Annotated in this window: 10 protein-coding genes; 4 read left to right on the forward strand and 6 right to left on the reverse strand. The window is 71.4% G+C overall.

What is annotated here, in order from left to right:
• Positions 1 to 334 precede the first annotated feature (334 nt).
• From D458_RS0129360 to D458_RS0129380, 5 genes are all read right to left on the reverse strand, one after another.
• A complete protein-coding gene (locus tag D458_RS0129360; protein WP_017590292.1) occupies positions 335 to 1189 on the reverse strand; it encodes a sulfurtransferase in 855 nt (284 codons plus the stop codon).
• A 196-nt stretch (positions 1190 to 1385) separates the two neighbouring features.
• A complete protein-coding gene (locus D458_RS0129365; protein ID WP_017590293.1) occupies positions 1386 to 1799 on the reverse strand; it encodes a hypothetical protein in 414 nt (137 codons plus the stop codon).
• A 106-nt stretch (positions 1800 to 1905) separates the two neighbouring features.
• Positions 1906 to 2316, reverse strand: coding sequence for a hypothetical protein (locus D458_RS0129370; RefSeq protein WP_051049812.1), 411 nt, complete (start codon positions 2314 to 2316; stop codon positions 1906 to 1908).
• 64 nt (positions 2317 to 2380) lie between these two features.
• Positions 2381 to 2743, reverse strand: coding sequence for a cyclin family protein (locus D458_RS0129375; protein ID WP_017590295.1), 363 nt, complete (start codon positions 2741 to 2743; stop codon positions 2381 to 2383).
• A 437-nt stretch (positions 2744 to 3180) separates the two neighbouring features.
• The gene (locus tag D458_RS0129380; protein ID WP_017590296.1) at positions 3181 to 5115 is read right to left on the reverse strand and encodes an N-acetylmuramoyl-L-alanine amidase; all 1935 of its coding nucleotides are present in this window, start codon (positions 5113 to 5115) and stop codon (positions 3181 to 3183) included.
• A gap of 246 nt (positions 5116 to 5361) precedes the next feature.
• Between D458_RS0129380 and D458_RS0129385 the strand changes: the two genes are divergently transcribed.
• The 4 genes from D458_RS0129385 to D458_RS0129400 all read left to right on the forward strand — a co-directional run bounded on the left by D458_RS0129385 (position 5362) and on the right by D458_RS0129400 (position 10798).
• Positions 5362 to 6954 carry an NAD(P)H-hydrate dehydratase gene (locus D458_RS0129385; RefSeq protein ID WP_017590297.1) on the forward strand — a complete coding sequence of 531 codons (1593 nt, stop codon included), beginning with the start codon at positions 5362 to 5364 and terminating at the stop codon, positions 6952 to 6954.
• 107 nt (positions 6955 to 7061) lie between these two features.
• Entirely contained in the window at positions 7062 to 8504 is a 1443-nt protein-coding gene (locus D458_RS0129390) for a dicarboxylate/amino acid:cation symporter (RefSeq protein WP_017590298.1), read from the forward strand.
• Between the two features lie 159 nt (positions 8505 to 8663).
• Entirely contained in the window at positions 8664 to 9800 is a 1137-nt protein-coding gene (locus tag D458_RS0129395; RefSeq protein ID WP_239648100.1) for a hypothetical protein, read from the forward strand.
• 128 nt (positions 9801 to 9928) lie between these two features.
• The gene (locus D458_RS0129400; protein WP_017590300.1) at positions 9929 to 10798 is read left to right on the forward strand and encodes a hypothetical protein; all 870 of its coding nucleotides are present in this window, start codon (positions 9929 to 9931) and stop codon (positions 10796 to 10798) included.
• A 135-nt stretch (positions 10799 to 10933) separates the two neighbouring features.
• Here D458_RS0129400 and D458_RS38255 read toward each other — a convergent pair whose 3' ends face one another.
• Positions 10934 to 11320 (reverse strand): hypothetical protein, encoded by a 387-nt coding sequence (locus D458_RS38255; RefSeq protein WP_017590301.1) that lies wholly within the window; start codon positions 11318 to 11320, stop codon positions 10934 to 10936.
• Positions 11321 to 11331 lie beyond the last annotated feature (11 nt).

The following is an 11331-nucleotide window of genomic DNA, read 5'->3' on the forward strand; positions in this document are numbered from 1 at the left end:
AGTGTTCCTCGTTTCGCGGTGAAGCACGTCTTTTTGTTTCCGGGGCGGGGCAGTCCTGCTGTTCGGTCTGACGCCGGCTCGGGGGTTCTGGTTCCGGATCCGGCCGGATCCGGTCAGGAACGAAGAGGTGGGGAGGGGACCGCCCCTGTGAGGGAGGTGTTGAACGGTCCGCGCTTTTCGGGTCTTTCGGACTTTGGTCCTGACCCCACAGTAGGTGGTTTTCGGGCCGGTGGGGGGACCGGCCGGAAACGTACTGGAAACGGTGCGGGGCCCGCTCCGGAAGAGCGGGCCCCGGCGGGGTTTCGGACGGTTGTCGCAGCTGGGGGCGCTCCGGTCAGGCCCGGGGGTCGCCGGTTTCCAGGGGGAGGGAGTCGTCCCCGCCCCAGCGGCTCCACGACCCCGGGTAGAGGCGGGTGTCGGCGAACCCCGCGTGCTCCAGGGCCAGGAGGTCGTGGCAGGCGGTCACCCCGGAACCGCAGTAGGCGGTGACCGTGCGCGCCGAGTCCGCGCCCAGGGCGGCGAAGCGCTCACGCAGGACCCCGGGTGCGGCGAGCAGGCCGTCCGGGGTCAGGTTGGCGGGCCACTCGGCGCTGCGGGCACCGGGGATGTGCCCGGCGCGGGCGTCGACCGGCGCGGGCTGTTCGCCGGTGAACCGGCCGTGCACCCGGGCGTCCAGGAGGAGCCGGTCCGGGTCGGCGAGCTCCTGCTGGAGCTCCTCGGTGCCGACCAGGCGGCCGGCCGGCCAGGGGAGAGCGGTCCGGTGCACGGGCTCGGCGGTGACCTCGCCCTTCTCCAGCTCGCCGGTCCAGGCCTGGAGGCCGCCGTCGAGGAAGGCGGCGGGGGTGCCGATGACGCGGAGCATCCACACCAGCCGCGCGGCCACCGAGCCGTTCGCGTCGTCGTAGACGACCACGGAGGAGCGGTCGCCGATACCCAGGCGGCCCAGGGTGCGGGCGAAGTCGGCGGCGGCCGGCAGCGGGTGGCGGCCGCCCTCGGCACTGGCCGGTGCGGCGAGGTCGGAGTCCACGTCGGCGTGCACGGCGCCGGGGATATGGCCGTTCAGGTAGGCCTCGTGGCCGGAGCGGCCGTCGAGGTACCAACGGGAGTCGACGAGGACGACCTCGTCACGGTGCTCACGGAGCCAGGCGGCCGAAACGGCCACCGGAAGGGACAGAGTCTGATCGGACATGGCGACAGCCTAGTAGCGGTCACCTTTCGGAGAGTCGCCGTGTCCGTACTCTCGGTGCCGACCCCGGGTGGTGCTCCCGGGTGGCGCTCCCGGACGGCGAGTGCGGGTGGCGGAGGCGGAGCTCCGGGTTCCCTGCCCCGGGTACTGGCCCGGGGTACCGGCGCCGTTCCCGGCCCCGGGTGGCGGAGGAGGGCTCTCAGTGCGGAGTCGGAAGGGGGAGGCACCGGTGCGCCGAGGGTCGGAAGGCGACCGCGGCCAGCCCGGCCAGCAGCGGGACCGAGAACCACAGCTGGTACCAGAACACCGAGCCCAGGTCCGACCAGGGCATCGTGGTCACGGCGGCCGCGGCCACCGTACCGATCCCGAACATCACCGCGCCGCGGGACAGGTACCGGGGGGAGGTGGGCAGTCCGTCGAGGAACAGCCGGACCGCCAGGATCGCGACGCCCAGCAGCCACAGGGAGAGGAAGATCTGGTGCCGCGCGGGGTCGGGCACGGCGGCGTTCCAGGCCCAGAGGGTCAGTCCGAGGCCGACGACGAGAAGGGCGGGACCGCCCACCGCGGCGGGGGTGGTGGGAGTCCGGCTGAGGGTACGGGTGTGTGCCTCCATATCCGCAACCCATGCCCGGAAGATCCTGATCCATGCCCTCGCGGCCGGATCGTGTCCTACGCTCCGTCAACCTGTTTCCGAGGAGGGAGCGGCTGTGCGGCGGGGTTCAGGAAGCCGCTGCCGCCCGTGTCGCCCGGTCCATCCGGTGGACGTGCAGGATCCACCACAGCCCCAGAACCGGCAGGACCAGCGGGATGAACAGGTAGCCGCTGCCGAACCCGGACCACACGGTGTCGTCCGGGAAGACCCCGGAGGCGAACACGCTCAGCGCGCCCACCACGAGTACCCCGGCCATCTCCACCGAAACCGAGACCAACGCCACCAGGCGCGAGGTGCGTCCCGCCCGGGCCAGGCCGACCGCGGCGATCAGATAGACCACACCGGCGAGCACGGACAGCCCGTACGCCAGCGGCGCCTCGTCGAACCGGGTCGCCAGCTGGTAGCTGCCCCGAGCGGTCGCGGCGAGCGCGAACACCGCGTACACCGCCACCAGCACGCGGCCGGGGCCGGTGCGCAGGGTGCGGTCGCCGACGGGGTCGGACGCGGTGTTCGGACCGGAGGCGGAACCGGTTCCGGCGGTGTCAGACAACGGGGCTCCACAGCTGCTCGAGGCGGACCAGGAGGACCGGGAGGATCAGGCAGGCGAAGGCGATCACGGCCGGGCCCCACTTGCTGCGCTCCATGAACCCCCACACGGCGCAGGCGGGCGGCAGCAGTGCGACGGTCGCGACGTAGGAGATGAACATGATCATCTCCTCGGGCCGTTCGCCACCCACCATCGTCACGACGGTCGCGCCGACCTGCCCGAGCACCAGCAGCCACAGGACACCCATGCCCACCAGATGGGGGACCAGCATCGGCTGGTCGCGGAAGGTGGAGACGAGGCACCACACGGCCATCGCCAACGACACCATCTGAATGGTCATGGTCAGCCAGTCGACCACGCCGCCTCCACTCGGGTACTCCGTGTGCCCGCCCATGTCAGCGGACCGAACCAAACTACGACAGACTGTAGTACCTCAGGTGTACTGCCTCGTACCCGGTCCGTGGGGGTGTGCGGGGGCGTGCGTGCGGAGTGTGCGTGCGGGGCTCGAACCCCTTGGGGTGCTGTCGGCCGAAGGGCGGAGCGGACCCCGCGGCCGGCGGAGGGCCGCGCTGGCGGAGGGCCGTGTCGACGGAGGGCCGCGCAGACGAAGGGTCCTGTGGGGGCGCGGGTCCGGACCGCTGGTGATCGGGGACCGGGGCGTCCCCGGTGAGGCCGGGCGGGCGGAAGGCGTACGACCGGACCCCGGCGGGGGAGTGCCCCGACCCCGGGTCTCCCGCCGCTCGGTGGCGGGCCGGTCGTACGCCTGGACGGTTTCCGTGCCGGGCGGGCCTCACCTCAGCCGGCGGAGCTCTCCAGCGCCTTGACGGCCCGCTCCGCCTCCCGCCGGGCGCACGCCCGGATGAGCTGGGCGTAGGACTCGCCGGTCATGGACTTGATTGAGGAGACGCCCGACCCCACGTAGCGGCGGGCCGCGAGCAGGCCCGCGCTGGTGCCCTTCCCCCACTGGCCGTCGACCCCGTGGGGCTCCAGGTGCTCACCGAAACCGGCGGCCACGATCAGTCGCTGGACGGCCTTGACCCCCTCCGAGGGGGTGGGGATGCCGTCGCCTTCCTTGAGTCCGAGCAAGTCGAGTCCTTCCGTGACGGCCCCGGGGGGCTCTGCGAATGTGCCGTCCTGAACGAGCTGGTAGGCCTTGTCGCCAGGGCAGGAGGTGGAGATGAAGTCGCGGTGCCCGAGGACGGTCCCGGCGACGGAGGTGTCGGGTTCCATCAGCCACTGGCGGAGCGCCCGGACCGCGTTGATCTGTTCGGGGGTGATGGCGTCGGTCGGACCGGTCGCCAGCGTGCAGGAGTAGTGCGAGGAGTTCCCGCCGGGTTGGGCCGCCTGGGTGCGGTACAGCCCGCGCCCCTCGAGCACGTATCCGTGCGCGCAGGCCATGAAGGAGTTGCCGGTGAAGTACACCGTCCCCCGCCGCCGGGCCAGCCAGGTGCCGTTGGGGGTGGTGGGACACCAGATGTGCCCGCCGTAGGTCTCCTCGGTGATGGAGAACGCTGACTTGCGTGCAGCCGCTGCTTTGGGAGAGAAGTGGGTTTTCCTCCGCAGTTCGACCTTCCACATGTCGTACTTCGTGGACTTGGTGGGGGGACGACGATGCAGCGAGGTCGCGTGTCCTGCCAGCGTTGCGGCGAATTGGAATGCCTCTGCAGCCGCCCGGCTCTTCTGGCTGAGGGCCTGTGCGTTGACCGTTCGGTTGTTGTGCCCGTCCGCCAACAGTGAGACACGGATGAACAGTTCGAGCTGGGCTCTGGTCAGTGAGCGAAGAAACGCGTAGGAGGGCACACGCTCGGGTGCCTGTTCGAGAAGGACCGGTCCGGCATCTGTGGACAGGTGGAATTCCACGAGGTGGCGGTTGCGGGCCTCCCTCCATCGGGGAACGCCATCAGATACCTGCCCTGTCCGGGGAAACCCCTCAGAGGGCGGACCGAGAAGGGTCCGAAGCGCGGCCCTGATTCGGGTGACGTTCTCCGGGTTCTTCTCTTCCGACTGGTAGATGACAACGCCTTTGCTGGGGAGGCGGCTACGGCTCTGGGGTTTGATGTGCCCTTCCGCCCAGAACCATGCCACCAACTCGACCAGGGAATCCGACCACTTGGGATCGGTCGGCAGGCTGTCACAAGGAGCCGCTAGGGGAATGCGGTCCCAGTAAGTCAGGGACTCGGTGGTTGTCCAAACACGTTCCCGGCCCTGCTGCGTTCGTTCAGCGCGGCCTGTGGCAGCCCACTTGCCGTCAGCTGACTTCTGGCGTTGTGTTCCGGTTCGCCGGTAGAAGCGCTCCACCGGCCAGCGGTGGTGCGTGGTCGTCAGGGAGGAGTGTGAGTGGCCCTCCATGCGGACGAGGGTGCGTTCGGTGGCCGGGAAGACGTTGACGGCCTGGACCGGCTGCCACTGGGAGGCCCCGGTCGTGTGGTCGAGGGTGAGCACGGTGTCGCCCGCGCGGACCTGCCGGAACGACCGCCAGCCGTCCTCGGTGAGGATCTCCGTCTCCTCGTCCACGCAGTACCCGATGTCCACCCATCCCCGGGAGGGGCCGGTGTGGAAGTTGCGGGTGTTGCGCCAGTAGGTGAGGCAGGCGGAGTGGTTCTTGCCGGAGAGCCCCTGGTTCGCGCTGTCGTAGTGGATGACGAGACCGGAGCGGGGAGTGGCTCGGGAGGCGGGGGAGGTGCCCCAGCCCAGATCGGACCTGGATACGTATTTGCTCGGTCGAGGCATACACCCATTGTCTCCAGCGAAGACTTCTCTAGGTGGTGAACCAGTGACAACGGGCTATATGAGTCGAAAGTGATTTATGTTCCGTGGAGCCGCGCCTCTTTCGGCGCGGGGCACGCCGCATCACGGGTCCGCCGGAAAGCACCCGGATCTCCGGGACGGGTGTGCGTGGCGGTGCGGGTGTGTTCCGAACCGGATGCGCCACGATGGGAGATCCGACCCTCGAACCCCACCCCTCGGAGGTGACCGGTGCTCTCCGCCCACGCCGTCAGCGTCGTCCGGGAGGCCGAACAGGCCCTCATGGACCGACTGCCCGAAGGTGCCCTCATGCGCCGCGCTGCCACCGGTCTGGCCGTCCACTGCGCCCGTATGCTGCCCCGCGTCTACGGTTCCCGCGTCACCCTGATGGTCGGCGGCGGCGACAACGGCGGCGACGCCCTGTTCGCGGGAGCGGACCTGGCCGCGCGCGGTGCGTTCGTACGGGCGGTGCTCGCCGGCAAGAGGGCCCATCCGGGCGGGTTGGCGGCCCTGCGCGCGGCGGGCGGCCGGGTGATCGGGGACGGGCCGGCCGCCGCGGCCGGTTCCTCCACGCCCTCTGGGGCGGCAGGGGAGGCCAGGGCCACAGAAAATTCTGGGTCCGCAGAGAACCGTGAGGTCCACCGGGCGCGGATCTCCGAGGAGGCGGAGTCGGCGCTCTTCGACACCGACCTCATCGTCGACGGCCTCCTCGGTATCGGCGGCCGCGGCGGACTGCGCGAACCCTTCGCCGCGCTCGCCGCCCTGGCCTCGAACTCACCGGCCCCGGTGGTCGCGGTCGACCTCCCGAGCGGGGTGGACGCCGACACCGGGGTGGTTGCGGGCAGCGCGGTGCGGGCGGACGCCACGGTCACCTTCGGCACGTACAAGCCCGGCCTGTTCGTCGACCCGGGCGCGGAGAGGGCGGGCCGGGTCCACTTCGTGGACATCGGCCTGGCCCCGGAACTGCCCGGAGCGACGTTGCTCCGTCCACAGGCTGTGGACATCGCCCGGCTCCTCCCGACCCCTTCGGCCGAGGACGACAAGTACCGCCGGGGTGTGCTCGCCGTACGCGCCGGGTCCGACCGGTACCGGGGCGCCGCCGTCCTGTGCGTCGGCGGCGCGCTGCGGACCGGCGCGGGCATGGTCCGCTACGGGGGCGGCGAGGAGGTCCTCGCGCAGGTGATCGCGCGGTGGCCGGAGACGGTGGGGGTGCACCTGGACCCGGCGAGCGGTACCGGCCTGGGGCCCGGGCGGGTCTCGGCGGTGGTGGTCGGCTCGGGCCGCGGCACGGACCCGGCCGACGCCGACGAGCTGCGCGCGCTGTTGGAGAGCGATGTTCCGGCGCTGCTCGACGCCGACGCGCTCACCCTGGTGGCGGAGAGCGCGTCCCTGGCCGATCTGGTGCGTCGGCGCCGGGCGCACACTCTGCTCACTCCGCACGCGGGGGAGATGTCCCGCCTGCTGCCGGACACCGACCGCGCCGAGATCGAGGCGCACCGGCTGGAGCAGGCCGAGCGCGCGGCGGGGCTGTACCGGTCGACGGTGCTGCTGAAGGGGTCGACGACGGTGATCGCGCATCCCGGTGCCCCGGCGGTGGTGAACCCGACCGGGACTCCTCTGCTGGCGACGGCGGGCTCGGGGGACGTGCTGTCCGGGGCGGCGGGCGCGCTGCTGGCGGCGGGGCTGTCCGCCCAGGACGCGGGGACGTGCGCCGCCTACCTGCACGGGCGGGCGGCGGTGCTGGCCCGGGACGGGGCGCCGATCAGCGCGTCGGACCTGTTGGACGCGCTGCCGCTGGCGGTGGCGGAGGTTCTGTCGGCATGAGGGGCGGTTGCTTTCAGTGACCGGATCGTGACGTGTTAAAAGGCGCCATTCAGGTATAAAGCGGACATTTGCTTTCTGTTGGTATTGCCTACTGAGTGAGGACGACGATGTCCGCGGACGTGCACGAGAGGCCCCCGAGCCCACCCGGGCTGTGGCGCCGGTACCTGGACTTCCCCCTGATCTGGAAGATGGCCGTCGCCCTCGTCACGGGCGCCGCCGTCGGCCTGGCGATCTCGGCCACCGGTACCCAGGCGTGGACCCTGCCGGTCCTGGACACGCTGGGGGAGATCTTCCTGCGCCTGCTCCAGATGCTGGTGTTCCCGCTGATCATCACGACCCTCATCGCGGGCGTGGTCTCCATCTCCCCGCAGCGCCTGGGGCGGATCGGGCTCAAGGTCTTCGCCTTCTACCTCGTGACCTCGGCGTTCGCGATCACGATCGGCCTCGGCGTGGCTCTGGCCGTCTCCCCGGGGAGCGGACTGGACATGCCCGGCGACGGCGGTGAGGAGGGCGCCGAGGTCCCGGCGATCTCCGAGACGCTGCTCGACATCGTCCCCGCCAACCCGTTCCAGGCCCTGGTCGAGGGAAACGTCCTCGGCATCATGTTCGCCGCCATCGCCTTCGGCCTCGCGCTGACCTTCATGGTCAACAGCGATGAACACCGCACCCGCGAACTGGGGATCTTCCTCCGCCGCGGCGTGGACGGCGCCGTGGAACTGGTCTTCCGCGTGGTCAAGGGTGTCCTGGAGTACGCCCCGATCGGCGTGTTCGCGCTGATCGCCGTGGTCCTGGCGGAGACCGGCACCGAGGCCGTCGGGCCGCTGCTCAAGCTCACCGGGGCGGTGTACGGCTCCATCGTCGTCATGGTCCTCGTGTACGCGGTCCTGCTGATGCTGTTCCGCGCGGGCGTGGCCCGGTTCTTCGCCGCCGCGAAGGAACCGATGCTCACGGCCTTCGTCACGCGCTCCAGCAGCGGCACCCTACCGGTCTCCACCCGGGCGGCCGAGAAGATGGGCGTCAGGGAGGGCGTGTACGGCTTCACGCTGCCTCTGGGCGCGACCATCAACATGGACGGCACCGCCATCTACGTCGGCGCCGCCACCGTGTTCGTCGCCAACATCGCCGGTGTGGACCTGACCACCGCGCAGATCGCCACGGTGGTGCTCACCGGCGTGCTGGCCTCGATCGGCACGGCGGGGGTCCCGGGGTCGGGGCTCATCATGCTGACCATGGCGGTGACCTCGGTGGGCCTGCCGATGGCTCCCGTCGCCCTGGTGGCCGGCGTCGACGCGATCCTCGACATGGCGAGAACCATGTGCAACATCACCGGCGACCTGACCGGCACCCGCATCATCGCCGGGACCGAGAAGGGGATGCTCGGTGATCCGGACGACCCGGATGCTTCGGAGGCCTCGGAGGCCTCGGAGGCCTCGGACACCTCGGCTACCTCGGACACGGAGGTTCCGGCGGAGGCGGGTTCCGGGCCCGTCGGAGGTGTCGGCGAACCCGGGACCGAGGAGTCACCGGTAGGCGCCCGCGATGTGACCTGACCTTTCTAGGGTGGACGCTTTGGAGCCGGACGAACCGGGTTCGTGCTCGCGGTCAGACAAGGCACCCCCTGTGCTCCTCAAGTTCCACGGCGCGCCGTCACCCACCGGGTGGCGGCGCGCTTCGTGTTTTCCGAATCTCTCGACCCCGGGACTCTCACCATGAGCCGTGCGCGCAAGAAGCACCATCTGAGACGCCACCCCGGAGCCGCCCCCTCCCGGAGGGTTGGGCCCCCGAGCCGATCGCCCCGAGCCCTGCTGGCCAAGGCCCGTGAGCACTGGGCCAGGGACGATGAGGTGATCCTCGGCCGGGCGGTCGCAGTGGGCGGCATCGCCGTGCTCGTGGCCGTACTGGGCATCATCGGCGGGATCGCCCTCGGCCTGGTCGCCTCCCCCTTGGTCCGCGACGCCGTGTTTCGTGAAGCCGGACCGAGCGTCGAGGTTCAGGCACAGGTCGGTGAAACCGTCGAGGGCCGGGCCCTGCTCGCCTTCACCACCGACTACGGCCACCGGGTGGAGACCGTCGCCGGCGGTGCCTACAACCCGATCGAGGACACCCGGACAGTCACGGTCCGTTACCTGCCCGACGCCCCGCACGAGGTTCAGCTACGGCCGTCGGGCCCCTCGTCCTGGCTGCTGGTGCCGGTTCTGCTGCTTGTGTGCGCGGTGGCCTGGTGCGCGGACACCTGGTACCGGGGCGGCCTGCCGGGCCGCGAACGTCGACGCCTGGTCAGGAAGCCCGCGCGGTTGCCCGTCGCCCGCTGGGCCCTGCCCGCGGTGCTGTGCCTCGGTGCCGCAGCGGCACTGTACGCGCGGCCCTTCCTGGGCACCGCCCCGGCTGATCTGCTGCGCCTCGACCCCGGGGGCACATGGTTCGCGGCTGCCACGACGGCGCTGCTCACCGCGGTGGTCCTGGCCCGCACCGCCCTCGCCAGGTATGCCGCCCGCACCCGTCCCCGGCGTACCTACCCGGAGCCGTCGACCAGGGCGGTGGTGGTCGGCCTGGTGCTGGTCTGCCTGCCGGTGTTCGTGGTGCCCGCGAGCGCGGCCGCGGCTTATTTTCTGGAAGAGCGCGAGATCGCCGAGGGCAGCACTGTCCAGGCCACCGTTCACGAGGTGACCAAGGAGAGCGGCGGCGGTTGCTGGTACTCGGCGCGCCTGTCCTACGAGGCCGCCGGGATGCCGCACGAGCGCTCCGTCTCCGTCCACTGCTCCGATGCGGGTTCCTTCCGTGCCGGTGCGGTGGTGCCCCTGGGAATCAGTGACGTCGATCCCACGCGGGTGAGACCGGCCGGATGAGCGCCGCGGCGTTCCTTGAGCGTGTTCTCCCGACCCCGTTGGAGCTGAGCTGTGGAACCGAAGCGCTCGCCCCGGCGTCTCTTCGATGACCCCTCAGGTCCCTGCCCCGCCCCTGGAAGGCATCCTCCATGCCGTGGCCCCTCAGCCTGGTGCTCGTCCTGATCTCGACCGTGGTGGTCCTACTGGCGCTGCGTTCCGAACACCGCATCCTGGTCGACCGGCGTGGCGACCCCCGCCACCGCGGTCGTGTTCCGGCGCCGACCCGGCGGGACCTGCTGCGCGCCGCACTGCTGCCCGGCGCCCGGGTCCGTTTCTGGTGCGGGATCTGCGGATTCCTCTGCCTGGCCCCGCTGGTGTTCGGGGAAGGTACCGACGCTGCGGCTCCGGGGGCCGTCCTGCTTCTGTTCATGGGGCTGGTCGGGGTCCGCGGGCCGGGGAGGGAGCATCAGATGGTTCGGGCCGGGACCGGTCCGGACGCCGACGCCGACCCGTGGGACCGGAGAGTCCCCCAACCCGGGGGCGGCACGCTCCTGAACCGGGGGCGTGCGGCGACCGGGCTCCTCCTCGCCGCGGGCGCGGTCGTGGCGACGGTCTGGGGCGCACTGGGCCTGGCGGCCCTGGAACCGATACCCCCGTGGTGGCCGCTGGTCGCGCTCCTGGCCGGGCTGCCGGTCGCCTGCCTGGGCGTCTACCTGCTGCACCTGGCGCTCGCCCGGGTCAGCCTGTCCGGCAGCTGGATCCGGGTGGTGCACCGCCTCCACGTGACTTACGTGCCGGTGGAGCTGGTGGAACGTGTGGAGGCCCGGCGACTGCACCTGAGCGACGGAAGGGCGGTACTCACAGGGGTCGACCTGGATGCCGAGCGGATCTCCCGGTTCCTCGGCCACACCCGAGCCGGACTGGGGCCCGTGCCGCAGCGGAAGGTTCAGCGGGACCGGGAGCTGCCGTTCGAACTCGCCTTCCTCTGGCTGGGGGTGTTCCTGCTGCTGGCCCTCTGAGTCCCGGCCCTCCATCTCACCGAATCCCGAATCCCGAGCCCTCGCCCCTGGAAGGCATCCCCCGTGAGTCGTGTCCCCCTTCCGTCCGGCTTCAACGCCTTCGCCCGTGACCTGGAGTCCCACCGGCGCTCCCTGTCACCCCGGCCGCCCGCCGTCGACCGCTACCCGGCCTTCGTCCGCGGCTGTGTCCTGGTCCTCGGGCTGCTGGTCGGGGTGGTGGTCTTCCACGCCACCGAGCGGCTGGCCTGGCAGGCAGCGTTCGTCCGGCACGGGGTGGTGACCGAGGCGGAGGTCGTCAGGGTCGACCACGGGCGGCCGGTGGTGCGGTTCACCACCGCCGACGGCGCCGAGGTCACCGCCCTCGCACGAGGCGAGCACACCTCGAACACTCCGCTCCGGCCGGACGTCGTCCACCTCCCCGAGGACCCCGAGCAGGTCGCCCTCACCGACCACCGGTGGCCGCTGTGGCCCTGGGCGGTCCCGGCCGGGCTCCTGCTGCTCGGCTTCCTGGTCCTCCAGCACCGGGCCGGAGT

Origin of the sequence: Nocardiopsis ganjiahuensis DSM 45031 (genome assembly GCF_000341085.1) — a bacterium.
Lineage (GTDB): Bacteria > Actinomycetota > Actinomycetes > Streptosporangiales > Streptosporangiaceae > Nocardiopsis > Nocardiopsis ganjiahuensis.

Bases quoted from the DNA above. Each gene is read 5' to 3' on its own strand.
- D458_RS0129395 (WP_239648100.1), top strand. From the start codon at position 8,664: ATGAGCCGTGCGCGCAAGAAGCACCATCTGAGACGCCACCCCGGAGCC.
- D458_RS0129365 (WP_017590293.1), bottom strand. From the start codon at position 1,799: ATGGAGGCACACACCCGTACCCTCAGCCGGACTCCCACCACCCCCGCC.
- D458_RS0129380 (WP_017590296.1), bottom strand. From the start codon at position 5,115: ATGCCTCGACCGAGCAAATACGTATCCAGGTCCGATCTGGGCTGGGGC.
- D458_RS0129360 (WP_017590292.1), bottom strand. From the start codon at position 1,189: ATGTCCGATCAGACTCTGTCCCTTCCGGTGGCCGTTTCGGCCGCCTGG.
- D458_RS0129390 (WP_017590298.1), top strand. From the start codon at position 7,062: ATGTCCGCGGACGTGCACGAGAGGCCCCCGAGCCCACCCGGGCTGTGG.
- D458_RS0129400 (WP_017590300.1), top strand. From the start codon at position 9,929: ATGCCGTGGCCCCTCAGCCTGGTGCTCGTCCTGATCTCGACCGTGGTG.